Raw genomic sequence first — 16818 nt, 5'->3', positions numbered from 1 at the left:
TTGCGGAACATCTCGATGCCCTTCTTGCCGTCCAGCAGGGCAATGTCCTGCGGTGTGGTCACCACCACCGCGCCGGTGACCGGCACTTTCTGGGCCAGGGTGAGCTGGATGTCGCCGGTACCCGGGGGCATGTCCACCACCAGGTAGTCCAGGTCGTCCCAAAGGGTCTGGGTCAGCAATTGCTGGACGGCACCGCTGACCATGGGGCCACGCCAGACCATCGGGGTCTTGTCGGTCACCAGGAAGGCCATGGACATGGCCTGCAGGCCGTGGGCCGGCACCGGAATGAACCACTTGGCGTCCTTGGTGTCCGGCCGCCGGCCTTCCGGGATGCCCAGCATCATGCCCACACTGGGACCGTAGATGTCGGCATCCAGAATGCCCACCCGGGCGCCTTCCGCATGCAGTGCCAGGGCCAGGTTGACAGCGGTGGTGGACTTGCCCACGCCGCCCTTGCCGGAGGCGACCGCAATGATGTTCCTGACGCCGGCGATGGACTGCAGGTCCTTCTGGGCACGATGGGCCTGGATCTGCTGGCGCACCTCGATGCTGACCCCTTCCACCCCCGGCACGTTCTCCAGGGCATTGCCCACCAGTTCCTTCAGGGCGCCGGCGATGCCGGTGGAGGCGTAACCCAGGACCACCTCCAGGTGAACCCGGCCGTCCTCCACCTGCAGCGATTTCACTGCATCCAGCTCGAACAGGTCCTGTTCAAGGTAAGGATCGCGGTACTGGCGGATCGCGGACTCAACCGCCTGCTGGGATATCTGGGTCATGGAATTCTCCATCGGGTATCCGGACCATTGGAATGCAACCAGTTTAAGGTACGGCCGCAAAGGCAAAAAGCCAGGCCTTCGGATGAAAAAAAGTTGGCCGGAAGGTATCATCTGTGCCCGTTTCTGGCCATAACCAATACTGATCAAGGTTCGGACATCAACATGACGCAAGCGAGTGCCACAAAACAGCGCGATATCCTGGTGACCAGCGCCCTGCCCTACGCCAACGGGCCCATTCACCTGGGTCACCTGCTGGAGTATATCCAGACCGATATCTGGGTGCGCTACCAGAAGCTGCGGGGCCACAACTGCCACTACGTTTGCGCCGACGATGCCCATGGCACCGCCATCATGCTGCGGGCCGAGCGGGAGGGCATCACCTCCGAGGAGCTGATCGCCCGCATCAACCAGGAGCATCAGCAGGATTTCAGCGGCTTCCACATCCGCTTCGACAACTACTATTCCACCCACTCCGAGGAGAACCGCACCTTCTCCGAGTACATCTACCGCCAGCTCCAGGAAAACGGCCACATTGCGACCCGCAAGATCACCCAGGCCTTTGACCCGGAAAAGAACATGTTCCTGGCGGACCGTTTCATCAAGGGTACCTGCCCCAAGTGCAAGTCCGAGGACCAGTACGGCGACAACTGCGAAGTCTGTGGCGCCACCTACACCCCGGCGGAACTGATCAATCCGCGCTCGGCGGTGTCCGGCGCCACGCCGGTGGAGAAGGAGTCCGAGCACTATTTCTTCCGGCTGCCGGAGTTCGCCGATTTCCTCAAGCACTGGACCCGCAGCGGCACCCTCCAGCCCCAGGTGGCCAACAAGCTCTCCGAATGGCTGGAAGCGGGCCTGCAGGAGTGGGACATCAGCCGGGACGCGCCCTACTTCGGCTTCGAGATTCCGGACGCCCCGGGCAAGTACTTCTATGTCTGGCTGGATGCCCCCATCGGCTACCTGGCCAGCTTCAAGAACCTCTGCGACCGTGAGGGCATCGACTTCAATCATTTCTGGAACGCCGACTCCAGCGCCGAGGTCTACCACTTCATCGGCAAGGACATCATCAATTTCCACGCCCTGTTCTGGCCGTCCATGCTCCACAGCGCCGGCTTCCGCACGCCGACCGCGGTCTTCGCCCACGGCTTTGTCACCGTCAACGGCAAGAAGATGTCCAAATCCCGGGGCACCTTCATCATGGCCCGCACCTACCTGGACCATCTCGACCCGGAGTACCTGCGCTACTACTTTGCCGCCAAGCTGACCGGCAGCGTCGACGACATGGACCTGAACCTCGAGGACTTCGCGGCCCGGGTCAACGCCGACCTGGTGGGCAAGGTGGTCAACATTGCCAGCCGTTGCGCCGGCTTCATCACCAAGAAATTCGACGGCCAGCTGGGACAGGTGACCGAGACCGAGAAACTCGGTGCCTTCATCGCCGCCGGTGATGAGCTTGCACAATACTACGAGACCCGCGAGTTCGGCCGGGCCATGCGCCGCATCATGGAACTGGCGGACATCGCCAACCAGTACGTCAACGACGAGCAGCCCTGGGTGGTGGCCAAGCAGGAGGGCCAGGACGACAAGCTGCAGGCCATCTGCACCAACGCCCTCAACATGTTCCACCTGCTGATCACCTACCTGGCGCCGGTGCTGCCAAAGACAGCCGCGGCGTCGGCGGAATTCCTCAACGCCGGCCTGGACTGGAACAACCGCGCCCGGCGCCTGGAAAACCACAGCATCAACAAGTTCACGCCGCTGATGAGCCGGGTCGACATGAAGCAGATCGAAACCATGCTGGAGGCCTCCAGGGAAGAACTGTCCGCCGCCGTGGGTGACAAGCCGGCAGCGCCGGCGGCCCCGGTGGATCCAATCGCCGACGAGATCGAGTTTGGTGATTTTGCCAAGGTGGACCTGCGGGTGGCCGAGATTGTCCGCGCCGAGCACGTGGAAGGGGCCGACAAGCTGCTGCGCCTGACCCTGAACATCGGCGAGGGCGAGCGCAATGTGTTCGCCGGCATCAAGTCCGCCTACACGCCGGAGCAGCTGCAGGGCCGGCTCACCGTGATGGTGGCCAACCTCAAGCCCCGCAAGATGAAGTTCGGCCTGTCCGAGGGCATGGTGCTGGCGGCAGGCCCCGGCGGCAAGGACATCTTCATCCTGTCGCCGGACTCCGGGGCTACCCCCGGCATGCGGATCATGTAGGGCGGAGCGAGGCCATGGGCGAATACCTGCTGATCCTGGTCAGCACCATCCTGGTGAACAATTTCGTGCTGGTGCAGTTTCTTGGGCTGTGCCCGTTCATGGGGGTGTCCGGCAAGCTGGAGACCGCCATGGGCATGTCCCTGGCCACCACCTTCGTACTCACCCTGGCCTCGGTGTGCAGCTATCTTGCCTACACCTACCTGCTGGAACCTCTGGACCTGGCGTTCCTGAAAACCATCACCTTCATCCTGGTGATCGCGGTGGTGGTACAGTTCACCGAAATGGTGGTGCGCAAGACCAGCCCACTGCTGTACCGGGTGCTGGGGATCTTCCTGCCGCTGATCACCACCAACTGCGCCGTGCTGGGGGTGGCCCTGCTCAACCTCAACAAGAACAACAATTTCGTCGAGTCGGTGCTCTATGGCCTGGGCGCGGCGGCCGGTTTCTCGCTGGTGCTGGTGCTCTTTGCCGCCATGCGCGAGCGCATCGCCGTGTCCGATGTGCCGGTGCCCTTCCGGGGCGCAGCCATCGGCATGGTCACCGCCGGGCTGATGTCGCTGGCCTTCCTGGGCTTCACCGGCCTGGTCAGCGTCTGAGATTCAGCGGGGCAAGGGCTGTGACTAAGAACTTCGAGGTTTCTCACTGATGTGGACGAGCATCCTGATCGCCATCGCCGTGCTGCTGGCACTGGCGGCGATTTTCGGCGCCATCCTGGGTTACGCCGCTGAGCGCTTCCGGGTGGAGGGCAACCCGCTGGTGGAGCAGATCGACGCCCTGCTGCCCCAGACCCAGTGTGGCCAGTGCGGCTTCCCGGGCTGCCGTCCCTATGCCGAGTCCATCGCCAACGGCGACGCCATCAACAAATGCCCGCCCGGTGGCGAGGGCACCATCAAGGCACTGGCGGACCTGCTGGATGTGGAACCCCAGCCGTTGGACGCCGAGCACGGTGTGGAACAGGAAACCCGGGTGGCGGTGATCCGGGAGGACGAATGCATCGGCTGCACCAAGTGCATCCAGGCCTGCCCGGTGGATGCCATCCTGGGCGCCGCCAAGCACATGCACACGGTGATCGAGAGCGAGTGTACCGGTTGTGATCTGTGCGTGGAGCCCTGCCCGGTGGACTGCATCGACATGGTGACCATCGAACCGGACATCCGCAGCTGGACCTGGAGCCCGCCCAAGGCCGCCATCATTGCCACCGACCGGCAGCCGGTGGAGGCCACATGACCCAGATCTGGGATTTCCCCGGCGGCATCCATCCGGCCGAGAACAAGCACCAGTCCACTGCCCGCGGCCTGCTGACTTCCAGCCTGCCGGAGCGGCTGGTGCTGCCGCTGCAGCAGCATATCGGCTCACCGGCCCAGACCCGGGTCCAGCCGGGGGATCAGGTCAACAAGGGCGACTGCCTGGCGGAGGCGCTCGGCACGCTCGGGGTACCGGTGCATGCCCCCACCTCAGGCCGCATCGAAGCCATCACCAAGGAGCCGGTGCCGCACCCCTCCGGCCTGCTGGACTGGTGCATTTCCCTGATTCCGGATGGCGAGGATCACTGGGGCGAACGCAAACCCATGCCCGACTACCACCAGCGGGACCGCCAGGATGTGCTGGCCCATATCCGGGACTGCGGTATTGTCGGCCTCGGCGGCGCCGGCTTTCCCACCAGCGTCAAGCTCAAGCCCCCCAGCCGCGACAAGGTGGACACCCTGATCCTTAACGGCGCCGAGTGTGAGCCCTATATCACCGCCGACGACACCCTGATGCGCTATCGGGCCGCCGAGGTGATCAGCGGTATGGAGATCATGGCCTGGGTCCTGGAGCCGGAGCGCTGCCTCATCGGCATCGAGGACAACAAACCGGAGGCTATTGCCGCCCTCCGGGAGGCGGTGGGCGACACCCGCATCGAGGTGGTGGTGATTCCCACCAAGTACCCGTCAGGGGGCGAAAAACAGCTGATCCAGATCCTCACCGGTCTGGAGGTGCCCCACGGTGGCATCCCGGCGGATATCGGCGTGATGTGCCAGAACGTCGGCACCGCCGTCGCGGTCAGTCGCGCCATCCACCAGGGTGAGCCGCTGATTTCCCGGGTCACCACCATCACCGGCGAGGCGGTGGCCGAGCCCGCCAACTACGAGGTCCTGCTGGGCACCCCCGTCAGCGACCTGCTGGCCCAGGCCGGCCTGGATGACGACCGGCTCGAGCGCCTGGTGCTGGGCGGCCCGATGATGGGCTATACCCTGCAGACCGACCAGGTGCCGGTGGTCAAGACCACCAACTGCGTGATCGCCGCCGCCCGTGGCGAACTCCCCCAGCCGCCACCGGAGCAGCCCTGCATTCGCTGCGGCGCCTGTTCCGACGCCTGCCCCATGGAGCTGCTGCCACAGCAGCTGTTCTGGCACGCCAAGGCGGAGGAATTCGACAAGGCCGAGCACCTGAACCTGTTCGACTGCATCGAATGTGGGGTCTGCTCCTACGTGTGTCCCAGCAGCATTCCGCTGGTGCAGTACTACCGCTTCGCCAAGGGCGAGATCCGCACCCAGCGTGTGGAACAGATCAAGTCGGATCAGGCCCGCCAGCGCTTCGAAGCCAGACAGGCCCGCCTTGAGCGGGAGCAGGCGGAGAAGGAAGCCAAGCGCAAGCAACGCGCCCGTGCCGCCGCCGAAGCCCAGGCCAGCAAGGCCGAGGCCGGTGAAGAGTCCGGCGGCAGCGAGCGCGACGCCAAGGCCGCCGCTGTCCAGGCCGCTCTGGCCCGCAAGGGTCAGAAGCCGCCCAAGGCCACCAGTGTCCAGCCCCAGGACAGCAAGAGTGACGCGGACAAACCGGCACCGGCACCAAGGGAAACCGCGGGGCCGGACCTGGCGAGCCTGGAAAAGCAGCTGGACCAGGCCCGGGACAAGCTGGCCACCATGGAAACCATGCTGGCGGAGGCCAGGGCCGCCTCGGCGGACAACGTCGACAAACTGGAGCGGGCGGTGGCGAAGAACCAGGACCGGGTCAAGCGGGCCCGGGAAGCCCTGGATGCCGCCCGGGCCGAATCTGACGGTGCACCTCACGCGACCCCCCAGAACGACTAGACCAACAGGCTCCAGATCCCTATGGCGTTGATCCAGCAATCCTCACCCCACACCCGCCAGGCCCGGCCCACCTCCCGGGTCATGCTCTGGGTCATACTGGCAGCCCTACCCGGCCTGCTGGCACAGACGCTTTTCTTCGGCTGGGGCAATCTGGTCAACACCCTATGGTGCGTGGCGGTGGCCCTGGCGGCCGAAGCTGCCTTGCTGCACCTGCGGCGCAAGCCGGTGCTGTTTTTCCTGCGGGATAACACCGCCGCGGTCACCGGCCTGCTGCTGGGCCTGGCTCTGCCGCCGCTGGCGCCCTGGTGGGTCTCCGCCATCGCCGTGATCAGCGCCATCATCATGGCCAAGCAGCTCTACGGCGGCCTGGGCTCGAACCCGTTCAATCCGGCCATGGTGGGCTACGCCCTGGTGCTGATTTCCTTTCCGGTCGCCATGACCACCAATTGGGCCGCCCCGGCGGGGCTGTTCAACGGGGCTCCCGGGTTGCTGGACACACTGGCGGTGATTTTTTCGGGTCAGCAGACCGCTGTCGACGCCTTCACCATGGCCACACCGCTGGATGTCTACAAGCATGAGATCTCCGCCCAATTGGCCACCGAGGTACTGAAGCACCCCAGCTTTGGCGATTTCGTCGCCCGGGGCTGGGAGTGGGTCAACCTGGCGTTCCTGGCCGGCGGCCTGCTGCTGCTCTGGCTGCGCATCATCAGCTGGCACATTCCGGTCAGTTTCCTGGCAGGGCTGACCTTCATGAGCCTGGCCTTTGGCACCAATGAGGACGTCTACACGCCGCTGTCCCTGCACCTGTTGGCCGGTGCCACCATGCTGGGGGCCTTTTTCATCGCCACCGACCCGGTGTCGGCCGCCACCAGCCACCAGGGCAAGCTGATCTACGGCGCCGGCATTGGCGTGCTGCTCTATATCATCCGGACCTGGGGCAGCTATCCGGATGCGGTGGCCTTTGCAGTGCTGCTGATGAATTTCTCGGTGCCCTTCATTGATCACTACACGCCGCCCCGCACCTACGGCCACAAGAAGCCGCGGCGCGGCATTGCCAGCAAGAGCACGGGATAAGCCATGGCTGCCATCACCCATTCCATCCTTCGCAGCGCCCTGGGGCTCGGGCTGTTTGCCGTGTTCACCGCCGGCACCATTGCCGTTACCCAGGTGGTGACCGAGGAGCGCATCGAGCAGCAGGTACGCAAGGCCGAGGCTGCCGCCCTGTTCGAGATCATTCCCGAGGCCATGCACGACAACGACCTGCTCTCCAGCACCCTGACCCTGTCGCCGGACCCGCTGCTGGGCATCCGGGAACCGGCCCAGGCCTGGCTGGCGAAACAGGATGACGAGCCGGTGGGTGTCATCCTGCCGGTAGTGGCCCACAATGGCTACTCCGGTGACATCCGCCTGCTGGTGGGGGTGGCTCCCGATGGCGAGGTACTCGGGGTGAGGGTCACCAGTCATCGGGAAACCCCGGGCCTGGGTGACAAGATCGAACTGAAGAAATCCGACTGGATTACCACCTTCGAGGGCAAATCCCTGGGCGATCCGGAGCCGGACAACTGGGCGGTGAAAAAGGACGGCGGTGCTTTCGACCAGTTCACCGGCGCCACCATTACCCCACGGGCGGTGGTGGGTGCGGTCCGGGATGCACTGCGCTACTTCGAGGATAACAGGCAGGCGCTGCTGGCCGGCAATACGCCGGATACTGCGCCACGGCAAGGGGACTGAAGGCAATGGCAACCAAAACCAACGCCGAGATCATTCGTGACGGTCTCTGGACCAACAACCCGGCCCTGGTCCAGGTGCTGGGACTCTGCCCCCTGCTGGCGGTCACCAGTACGGTGGTCAATGCCATTGGCCTGGGGCTGGCCACGCTGATGGTGCTGATGGGTTCCAACCTGGCGGTGTCTATCATTCGCAACCTGGTCAGCGACTCGGTGAGACTGCCGGCCTTCGTCATGATCATCGCCTCCCTGGTGACCTGCGCCGAACTGCTGATGCAGGCCTTCACCTATGAGCTCTACCAGATCCTGGGCATATTCATCCCCCTCATCGTCACCAACTGCGCAATCCTGGGCCGGGCCGATGCCTTCGCCTCCAAGAACCATCCCCTACCGGCGGCACTGGACGGCCTGATGATGGGCCTCGGCTTCCTGGTGGTGCTGGTGATTCTGGGTGGCTTCCGGGAAATCGTGGGCCAGGGCACCCTGTTCGCCGACATGGACCTGTTGCTGGGGGCCACCGCCGCGGACTGGAAGATAGGACCGCTGGAAAACTACCCGGACGTGCTCTTCATGGTGCTGCCGCCTGGTGCGTTCGTGGGCCTGGGGCTGCTTATTGCCCTCAAGAACAGCATCGACAACCGCATGGCCGAGCGCCGCCGGGCCACCATTGCTGAACCCGTGGCGTCCGGCAGCAAGCGCGTGCGGGTAACCGGCCAGGTGTCCTGACCATGAACAAGCAGAAACGCATCGAAATCTTCCAGCGCCTGCGGGATGCCAACCCGAACCCCACCACGGAGCTGGAGTACAGCTCGCCGTTCGAACTGCTGATCGCGGTGATCCTGTCGGCCCAGGCCACGGATGTGGGGGTCAACAAGGCCACCGCCCGCCTGTTCCCGGTGGCCAACACCCCGCAGCAGATCTACGACCTGGGTGTGGACGGCCTCAAGGAGTACATCAAGACCATCGGTCTTTACAACAGCAAGGCGGAGAACATCATCAAGACCTGCCGCCAGCTACTGGACCGGCACGACGGTGAGGTTCCGCAAACGCGGGAAGAACTGGAAGCACTGCCGGGGGTAGGCCGCAAAACCGCCAATGTGGTGCTGAACACGGCCTTCGGCCAGCCCGCCATGGCGGTGGACACCCACATCTTCCGGGTCTCCAACCGTACCGGTATTGCGCCGGGCAAGAATGTGGTGGAAGTGGAAAAGCGCCTGATGCGCCTGGTGCCGAAGGAATTCCTGCAGGACGCCCATCACTGGCTGATCCTGCACGGGCGCTATACCTGTGTCGCCCGCAAGCCCCGCTGCGGCTCCTGCATCATTGAGGATCTCTGCGAGTTCCGCTACAAACGCGACTATCAGGACCAGTAGGTCCAAAGCGGGCCCGACGGGCCCGCTCGGGTGGGATCAGCGCTTACCGAGCATGGCCTGTTTCAGGTCCTCCTGGGCCGGCTGGTCCGACAGCCAGATCCCGAACAGGGCCCTCTTGAACGCCATGCCTTCGATAACACCGCGCTGCTCGCCGTTCTTCAGCACTTTGACCCCGGTGTCCGGCAGATACACCAGCTCGAACACGTCGCCTTCCTTGATCTCCTCCTTGAAGACTTCCATGAAGGCGTCGATCTGGGGCTGGATCGGGGCGGTGTTGCCACCGGTGGCACTCTCGAAGCCCTCCAGGGTCGCCGAGGTCATCTTGTCGCTGGTGATCATGCCGGAAATGATGTGCAGGGTAATGGCCTGCGGCTCGTCGGCGCCGATGATGCTCTGGGCGTCAGAGGTTGTCTGGGGCACGTAGAGGCCGCCCACGTAGAGATCCATGAACCACTTGGAGCGCACGCCGGCACCGTTGAGCTTGAGCTCGGCGCTGTTGGCACTCATGGTGTCGGGCAGATCCACGCCCTCGATGGTGACGGCACTGGCCGGGGCCAGCAGGGCTGCGCTGAGCAGCAGGGAAGCAAATACTGTTGATAGGGCCTTGTTCATCGTCCATTCCTTTTCAGTCATTATTATTGGTCCAACCGCCGGCGTTCGACATCATGTGACCCCGCCGACCCGGACGATTCTAACAGCGGGCTGGTGACGCCAATATTGCCTGGTTCTCATTTACCGGGCCCGGCAGGCCCGGAAACAGCGCCCGACCGCGCAAAAAAAAACCGGCGGGGATAACCCGCCGGTTTTTCTGGTCCGCCCGCTGGGCGGCTTACTTGAACAGCATGGTGCCTGACAGGCCCTCTTTCTCCAGAATTTCCCGCAGACGGCGCAGGGCTTCCACCTGGATCTGGCGCACCCTCTCACGGGTCAGGCCGATTTCCTGGCCCACTTCCTCCAGGGTACTGGTCTGGTAGCCCCGGAGACCGAAGCGGCGGGACAGGACTTCCTGCTGCTTGTCGCTGAGCTGGTCCAGCCAGCTTGCGATACAGCCGCGCATGTTGTTGTCCTGCAGCAGGTCAGCCGGGTCGGAAGCGGCTTCGTCGGCCACCGTATCCAGCAGCGACTTCTCACCGTTGCTGCCAATGGGCGTGTCCACCGAAGCCACACGCTCGTTGAGCCCCAGCATGCGTTTCACATCCGCCACCGGCTTGTCCACCATCTGGGCAATCTCTTCCGCCGAGGGCTCGTGGTCAAGCTTCTGGGTGAGCTCACGGGCGGCACGCAGGTACAGGTTGAGCTCCTTCACCACGTGGATTGGCAGGCGGATGGTACGGGTCTGGTTCATGATGGCCCGCTCGATGGTCTGCCGTATCCACCAGGTGGCGTAGGTGGAGAACCGGAAACCCCGCTCCGGGTCGAACTTCTCCACCGCGCGGATCAGGCCCAAGTTGCCCTCCTCGATCAGGTCCAGCAGGGTCAGGCCCCGATTGACGTAACGCCGGGCGATCTTGACCACCAGCCGCAGGTTGCTCTCGATCATGCGCTTGCGGCCGGACTCCTCGCCCTTGCGGGCCAGGCGCGCAAAGTAAACCTCTTCTTCGGGTGTGAGCAGCGGCGAGAAACCGATTTCGTTGAGGTAAAGCTGGGTGGCGTCCAGTTGCTTCTGGTTGCCAAAGTAGCGGCCCGAGCCGCGGCTGGGAAATTCGTCCTTGTCGGAAGTGTCTTCACTGCTGGTGTCCGACTCGTCGACACCAACCATCACGGTGTCGTCGTCGGAATCTTCTACGTCGGAAACGCGATCAACGATGAGATCTTCATGCTCTGCTGACATATGCTAGCCCCGCCTTTCAATGACCCTGTATTTTTCGCCCATCGAATTGTTGTTGTCATGGGCGCCTGCTGACTCGTTATTCGAATTCTTCGTTATCAGGACATTTCGTTTCGGATCAGCCGTCCCTGCGGCTGTCAGTTCGTGCTCGCTATGGTCTGTCAAGTGCCGGATCAGCGCGGTGGCAGGTAAGGTATGGGGTCGACCGGGTTGCCGTTCTTCCGGATTTCAAAGTGCAACTTGTTCCGATCCGCTCCGCTGCTTCCCAGTTCCGCAATGGTCTGCCCGGCCTGCACCTCCTCTCCTTCCTTGACCAGAATCTTCCGGTTGTGGGCATAGGCGCTGAGATAATGCTCGTTATGGTTCACAATAATCAGATTACCGTAACCTAACAACCCATTGCCGGCATACACCACGTTTCCCGCCGCTGAGGCGCGCACCGGATCGCCGGCATTTCCGGCGATATCAATGCCCTTGTTGACTTTGCCGGATGTGGAAAAACCTGCAAGTACGGTGCCAACGTGTGGCCAGCGCCAGGAAATGCTGGCCACCGTCTGGCTCTGATTCGGCAGCGCTGTCTTGCGATCGGGCGCCTTCTGGACCCTGGGCGCCGGTTCGCTTCGCGGCGTGGGCGCCGACACCGTGGGGGCGGGCCTTGTGGTTGCCGGCTTGCTGGCAGTCTGACGGCTGGATGTTGCAGTTCCGCGAAGGTCCAGCCGCAACACCTGGCCGGCCTTGATGTGATAGGGAGGTGCGATACCGTTGGCGTTGCCCAGCTCGCGGTAGTCCCGGCCGTAGCGCCAGGCAATGCTGTACAGGGTTTCACCCGGCTTGACCACGTGCCGGCCCCAGTACACCGGCGGGTTGTAGGCATCATCCTGGTAGATGGCCGGCGTGTTGCAGCCGGCCATCGCCAGCAGCGCCAGCGCCACCAACAGCCCCCGCAGTCCTCGCCCCGCACCGGCAAAACGATAAAGACCGCCGCCCGACCCTGGCTCTCGCTCCAGAGCCCGCCGACAGCCACTATCTGAAACGAAACGCGGGAGATGCACGGGAATAAACTTTGCCCTTTTTATATCTAATTCATATTAAAAATAGCATGGGTTATAAAGTAAACACTATAACTCGCTAATTTATTGCACATTTTATGAGCAAAACCAAGTTACCGGCGCCCCACAAGTGTTACCTCCCGAAACAGCCGACATGACCGAAAAGTAACATTTGCCATGCAGCATCCCACCGCCGGGCATCGCGTCCGGGGTGTCAGCGGCGGTTCAACCGGGCCGCCAGCCACTCCACACTGACCACCAGCAACAATCCCGCCAGCGCCGCGGCTATGGCCAGCCCCAGCTCGGAGCTGGCACCGGTAACCTCGGCGAACTGCTGTGGCATGACGTTCACCTGCTCCACCGGCACCTGCTCACCCGCGCTGTTGGTGCGCCAACTCAGGGTCTGCTTCCAGGGCCAGACCTTGTTCAGGGAGCCGATCATCACGCCGGTAAGGACCGCCAGCACCAGGTCGTGGTGGCGCTGCACCGCCCAGGTCAGCAGGCGGGCAATGGACAGCAGCCCCACCACACAGCCGGCGCTGAAAATGGCCAGCTTCATCAGGGCCAGTTCCCGCAATGCCTCCAGCACCGGGGCGTACATGCCCAGTACCACCAGTATGAAGCTGCCGGAGATACCCGGCAGGATCATGGCGCAGATGGCCACCGCTCCGGAGCCGAACAGCACCCAGGCGGTCGGCGTGGTTTCCACCGTGGTCAGCGAGGTCACCCACCAGGCGAAGACGAAACCGACAGCCCCCGCCAGCAGCAGCCAGGCCCGGCGGTCACGGATTTCCCTCGCCACGTGCCAGACCGAGGCCAGGATCAGCCCGAAGAAAAAACTCCATAACGGCACCGGGTGGGTTTCCAGGGCATAAGTGATGAGGGAGGCCAGACTGACCACGCTGAACAGGATGCCGGCCAGCAGGGTCGCCAGGAAAGTACCGTCGCAGGCCTGCCAGAAGGCCACCGGCCGACCCCGGCACAGATGCCGCCAGAACGCCACCGGGACCTGGTTGATGGCGTCCAGCAGGCGAAAGTAGATGCCGGTGATGAACGCAATGGTACCGCCGGAGACGCCGGGCACTATGTCGGCCGCGCCCATGGCGATACCCCGCAGAAGGATGGCCAGGTGGGCAAGGACGCCGGAGGGCCGAACGCTGACAGCCTCCGCTGTCGGCTCGGTGCTCATCGCACCACCCCCGCCAGCAGGGGTACGAACCGGACCGGTTCGATTTCCTTGATATCGAAGTCGTCGCCCCGGCGCACCGCCTGCACCAGCACCTGCTCGTGCTCACCCACCGGCGCGATCAGGACGCCGCCCTGGCCCAGCTGCATCATCAGGTCACGGGGCAGCTCCCGGGGCGCGGCGGTCACCATGATGGCGTCGAAGGGACCCTGATCCGCCCAGCCGATACCGCCATCGGCGTGCCGCAGGCGGACATTGCGAAGCCCCAGGGTCCGCAGCCGCTCCCGGGCCCGGTCCTGCAACGCCTTGATGCGCTCGACGCTGTATACCTCCGCCACCAGCCTGGCCAGGATGGCGGTCTGGTAACCGGAACCGGTGCCAAGTTCCAGCACCGATCTGGGTTTGTGGCGCATCAGCACCTCCGTCATCTTGGCCACGATATAGGGCTGTGACAGGGTCTGGCTGTGGCCAATGGGCAGCGAGGTATCCTCGTAGGCACGATGGGACAGCGCCTCATCCAGAAAGATATGCCGCGGCACCTCGGCCATGATGGCCAGCACCTGGTCGTCGCCGATGCCCGCTTCCCGCAGCCGCTGGATCATCCGGGTCCGGGTGCGGCGGGAGGTCATGCCGATACCCTGGAGCTCCGGCGTCATTGCCCCACCTCTTCCAGCCAGCTGCGCAGGGTCGGTAGCGCCTCGTGCCGGGTCATGTCCACATGCACCGGTGTGATGGACACGTAATTTTCCCGGATAGCGTGAAAATCCGTACCCGGGCCGGCGTCACTGCCCTCGCCGGCGGCACCGATCCAGTAGCGCTCCTTGCCTCGCGGGCAGGTCATGGCCACCGCACCCTCGGCCCGATCCCGGTGGCCCAGGCGGGTCACACGTATGCCCGCCAGCTCTTCCCAGGGAACGTCGGGCACGTTGACGTTGAGGATGCAGCGAGGGCCCAGCTCCGCCGGCGCTTCCCGCTCCAGCAGCAGGCGCACCACCCGGGCGGCGGTTTCGTAATGGAAATGGCCGCGGTTGACCAGGGACACCGCGATGGCGGGCAGACCCAGGTTGCGGCCTTCGGTGGCCGCCGCCACGGTGCCGGAATAGATCACGTCGTCGCCGAGGTTGGCGTGTGTGTTGATGCCGGACACCACCCGGTCGAAGGGCTCGTCATAAAGCCCGTTCACCGCCAGGTGCACACAGTCGCTGGGGGTGCCGTCCACGGAACGGAAACCGCCGGGATGGCTTTCCACCGTCAGTGGCCGGTTCAGGGTAAGGGCGTTGCTGGCGCCGCTGTGGTCCCGGTCCGGGGCCACCACTTCCAGGGTACCGAGACCCTGGAGCCCGTCGTACAGGGCCTTGAGACCGGGCGCATAGACCCCGTCATCGTTGGACAACAAAATTCGCACAGTTATCTCCGCTAGCCTGTCCGGCGTCTTCACTGCGCCGGTATCGGTCATCTGGGCTAATATGCCCGGTTTATTCGCTTTCTGCGAGGTCCGCTACCTGCTTCGAGGCGTCCCTTAGCTGAAAAACATCCGCCAGCAGGCTGGTGGCGAACTGCCCCGGTGCCAGCTCAAACTCCAGCCGCAGGCTGTCCGGCCCGGGCCAATACCACTCCAGGCCCCTGGGCCGCAGCACCAGGGCACGCCGCTCCGGCTTCATGCGGGTCTGGGAAAACACCGACGCCAGGGCCGGATGAGCCGCCACCACCTGGCGCTCCAGCTCCCCCTGGGCGCCGGTCGCCAGGGTGCCACCATCGCCCCAGAGCGGGCCAGTCACCTCGCCATTGACCGGCTCACCTTCCAGCCGCTGATGCCAGTTGCCGGCCAGCACCCGCTCAGCCAGCACCTCGTTGAACAGCCAGGAACGGGCCGCCGAGAAATACAGGCCCTGGCGGCGATCGCGACCGCGCCGGCGGCCGGGCCTGAGGCGACAGGCCTGATCCAGGTTGCTGCCCTGCCAGCCAAAACGCTGGGGACCGTAATAATTGGGGCAGCCCTGGGCTCGAAGTCGCTCCAGGCCGGTCTCGATGGCCTGGCGGTCGCCGCTGACCTGGCGCAACAGCAGCTCGAAGCGGTTGCCCTGATGTTCGCCCCGGCGCAGCTTGCGCAGAAAGCGGCCGGCCGCCAGCACCGGCCAGCGCTCGGCCACAGCCGCGATGAAATCGGCGTCCCCGACTTCCCGGCCCGGGCGCTGGACGCTGAACCACTGGCGGGTGACGGCATGGCGGTCCTTGAGCCCGCACAGGCCCACCTCATGGGGCTGGCACCCTGACAGCGCGGCCAGTTCTCGGGAGACGTAATCGGAATTGTCGCCGGTTTTCTCCAGCCGAAGGTACAGGTGCTCGCCCTGACCTGGCAGGGCCGCGCCCTGCTCCACCGGAGCGGTCTGGTCCGCAACCGCCAGGATTTCATCCACAAGGAAATCCTCCGGCCGCGTCTTGAAGTCTGCGGTCGCCACCGCCGCGCCCTGGCCACCGGGCCAGGCCAGACGCCAGCGTGGCTCGCTCATGCCGACTCCGGCGCCAGCAGGCAGACCGCTTGGCAGGCAATACCCTCGCCCCGGCCGGTAAACCCGAGGCGCTCGGTGGTGGTGGCCTTGATGCCCACCGCCGTGACGTCCACCTGCAGATCCGCCGCCAGGTTCCTGAGCATGGCGTCCAGGTGCGGCGCCATTTTGGGAGCCTGGGCGATGATGGTGCTGTCCACGTTGACGACCCGGTAGCCGGCCTGATGGACCCGTGACATCACCTGGTGCAGCAGCACCCGGCTGTCGGCGCCCGCCCACTCGGCTTCGGTGTCGGGGAAAAAGTGTCCGATATCCCCCAGCGCCAGGGCGCCAAGCAGGGCGTCGGCGATGGCATGGATAAGCACGTCGCCATCGGAATGGGCCTTCAGCCCCTGCTGGAAGGGAATCCGCACGCCGCCGATCACGATGTGATCACCCGGTCCAAAAGCGTGCACATCAAAGCCCTGTCCAATACGCATGCTCGCGCTCCCCTATGTGTGTTTCAGCGCCGTCAGTTGTGACAGCACGAATTCCGCCAGCCCCAGATCCGCCGGCACCGTGACCTTGATATTGTCCGGCCGCCCTTCCACCAGTTGTGGACTCAAGCCGGCATGCTCCATGGCCGAGGCTTCGTCGGTCAACGGGATGCCGTCGGCCCCGGCCTGCTCCAGCGCCGCCCGCAGCGCACCGTAGCGGAACATCTGTGGCGTCAGCGCGCGCCAGAGCCGGCGGCGGTCCAGAGTGCCGGCCACCGCATTGGCGGCATCGGCCTGTTTGAGTGTGTCACTGACCGGGCAGGCCAGCAGCCCGCCGACCGGGTGGTCCGCCAGGCTCTGCACCAGGTTGTGCAGGTCCTGCTGTGACAGGCAGGGCCTGGCGACGTCATGTACCAGCACCCAGTCCTCCGGCCCGGCCCTGTGTGCCAGGGCCTCCAGGGCCAGCAGCACCGAGTCGCTGCGTTCGGCGCCGCCGGCGCAGGTATCGATGCGGGTGTCCCGGGCGGCGTCGGTTTGGGACCACCAGCGATCGTCCGGATGCAGCGCCACCTGGCAGCCGGCGAAGTCCATGGCCGCCAGCAGCCGCGACAGGGTGACATCCA

The 16818-nt window shown here is 64.5% G+C and carries 18 protein-coding genes; 8 read left to right on the top strand and 10 right to left on the bottom strand.

All coding sequences use genetic code 11. The annotated features are described in order from the left end of the window. A partial coding sequence (locus R3280_RS11915; protein ID WP_318998827.1) for a P-loop NTPase occupies nucleotides 1-776 on the bottom strand: 776 nt, incomplete at its 3' end. Nucleotides 777-938: 162 nt separating this feature from the next. Here R3280_RS11915 and metG point away from each other — a divergent pair. From metG to nth, 8 genes are read left to right on the top strand one after another with little or no spacing between them, the layout of a single operon-like run. Then, a complete protein-coding gene (metG, locus tag R3280_RS11910) occupies nucleotides 939-2978 on the top strand; it encodes a methionine--tRNA ligase (protein ID WP_318998826.1) in 2040 nt (679 codons plus the stop codon). Nucleotides 2979-2992: 14 nt separating this feature from the next. Further along, nucleotides 2993-3574 carry an electron transport complex subunit RsxA gene (rsxA, locus tag R3280_RS11905; RefSeq protein ID WP_318998825.1) on the top strand — a complete coding sequence of 194 codons (582 nt, stop codon included), beginning with the start codon at nucleotides 2993-2995 and terminating at the stop codon, nucleotides 3572-3574. Nucleotides 3575-3623: 49 nt separating this feature from the next. Beyond that, nucleotides 3624-4205 carry an electron transport complex subunit RsxB gene (gene rsxB / locus R3280_RS11900; protein ID WP_318998824.1) on the top strand — a complete coding sequence of 194 codons (582 nt, stop codon included), beginning with the start codon at nucleotides 3624-3626 and terminating at the stop codon, nucleotides 4203-4205. Beyond that, the gene (gene rsxC, locus R3280_RS11895; protein WP_318998823.1) at nucleotides 4202-6049 is read left to right on the top strand and encodes an electron transport complex subunit RsxC; all 1848 of its coding nucleotides are present in this window, start codon (nucleotides 4202-4204) and stop codon (nucleotides 6047-6049) included. The genes rsxB and rsxC overlap by 4 nt, the downstream gene beginning before the upstream one ends. Nucleotides 6050-6070: 21 nt before the next feature. Then, complete coding sequence (rsxD, locus tag R3280_RS11890; protein WP_318998822.1) at nucleotides 6071-7123, top strand: electron transport complex subunit RsxD; 1053 nt, start codon at nucleotides 6071-6073, stop codon at nucleotides 7121-7123. A 3-nt stretch (nucleotides 7124-7126) separates the two neighbouring features. After that, nucleotides 7127-7780 carry an electron transport complex subunit RsxG gene (rsxG, locus tag R3280_RS11885; protein ID WP_318998821.1) on the top strand — a complete coding sequence of 218 codons (654 nt, stop codon included), beginning with the start codon at nucleotides 7127-7129 and terminating at the stop codon, nucleotides 7778-7780. Nucleotides 7781-7785: 5 nt separating this feature from the next. Further along, nucleotides 7786-8502, top strand: coding sequence for an electron transport complex subunit E (locus R3280_RS11880; RefSeq protein WP_318998820.1), 717 nt, complete (start codon nucleotides 7786-7788; stop codon nucleotides 8500-8502). Between the two features lie 2 nt (nucleotides 8503-8504). Next, nucleotides 8505-9149 carry an endonuclease III gene (gene nth / locus R3280_RS11875; RefSeq protein ID WP_318998819.1) on the top strand — a complete coding sequence of 215 codons (645 nt, stop codon included), beginning with the start codon at nucleotides 8505-8507 and terminating at the stop codon, nucleotides 9147-9149. Between the two features lie 36 nt (nucleotides 9150-9185). Here nth and R3280_RS11870 read toward each other — a convergent pair whose 3' ends face one another. The 9 genes from R3280_RS11870 to ispD form a co-directional block, all read right to left on the bottom strand. Continuing rightward, the gene (locus R3280_RS11870) at nucleotides 9186-9761 is read right to left on the bottom strand and encodes a chalcone isomerase family protein (RefSeq protein ID WP_318998818.1); all 576 of its coding nucleotides are present in this window, start codon (nucleotides 9759-9761) and stop codon (nucleotides 9186-9188) included. Nucleotides 9762-9978: 217 nt separating this feature from the next. Next, on the bottom strand, nucleotides 9979-10980 hold the full coding sequence (gene rpoS / locus R3280_RS11865; RefSeq protein WP_318998817.1) for an RNA polymerase sigma factor RpoS: 1002 nt from the start codon (nucleotides 10978-10980) through the stop codon (nucleotides 9979-9981). A gap of 170 nt (nucleotides 10981-11150) precedes the next feature. Then, on the bottom strand, nucleotides 11151-11888 hold the full coding sequence (locus tag R3280_RS11860; RefSeq protein WP_318998829.1) for a peptidoglycan DD-metalloendopeptidase family protein: 738 nt from the start codon (nucleotides 11886-11888) through the stop codon (nucleotides 11151-11153). Between the two features lie 352 nt (nucleotides 11889-12240). Beyond that, the gene (locus tag R3280_RS11855) at nucleotides 12241-13128 is read right to left on the bottom strand and encodes a DUF368 domain-containing protein (protein WP_318998828.1); all 888 of its coding nucleotides are present in this window, start codon (nucleotides 13126-13128) and stop codon (nucleotides 12241-12243) included. An 83-nt stretch (nucleotides 13129-13211) separates the two neighbouring features. Continuing rightward, on the bottom strand, nucleotides 13212-13868 hold the full coding sequence (locus tag R3280_RS11850) for a protein-L-isoaspartate(D-aspartate) O-methyltransferase (protein ID WP_318998816.1): 657 nt from the start codon (nucleotides 13866-13868) through the stop codon (nucleotides 13212-13214). Next, nucleotides 13865-14617 carry a 5'/3'-nucleotidase SurE gene (surE, locus tag R3280_RS11845; protein ID WP_318998815.1) on the bottom strand — a complete coding sequence of 251 codons (753 nt, stop codon included), beginning with the start codon at nucleotides 14615-14617 and terminating at the stop codon, nucleotides 13865-13867. The genes R3280_RS11850 and surE overlap by 4 nt, the downstream gene beginning before the upstream one ends. A 70-nt stretch (nucleotides 14618-14687) precedes the next feature. Then, nucleotides 14688-15722 (bottom strand): tRNA pseudouridine(13) synthase TruD, encoded by a 1035-nt coding sequence (truD, locus tag R3280_RS11840; RefSeq protein ID WP_318998814.1) that lies wholly within the window; start codon nucleotides 15720-15722, stop codon nucleotides 14688-14690. Further along, nucleotides 15719-16198 (bottom strand): 2-C-methyl-D-erythritol 2,4-cyclodiphosphate synthase, encoded by a 480-nt coding sequence (ispF, locus tag R3280_RS11835; protein ID WP_318998813.1) that lies wholly within the window; start codon nucleotides 16196-16198, stop codon nucleotides 15719-15721. Before ispF ends, truD begins: the two co-directional genes overlap by 4 nt. Before the next feature lie 12 nt (nucleotides 16199-16210). Further along, a partial coding sequence (gene ispD, locus R3280_RS11830) for a 2-C-methyl-D-erythritol 4-phosphate cytidylyltransferase (protein WP_318998812.1) occupies nucleotides 16211-16818 on the bottom strand: 608 nt, incomplete at its 5' end.

Source organism: Marinobacter sp. (genome assembly GCF_033722195.1).
Lineage (GTDB): Bacteria > Pseudomonadota > Gammaproteobacteria > Pseudomonadales > Oleiphilaceae > Marinobacter.
Note: the sequence above shows the minus strand (reverse complement) of the source record. Positions and strands in the feature narration are given on the sequence as shown.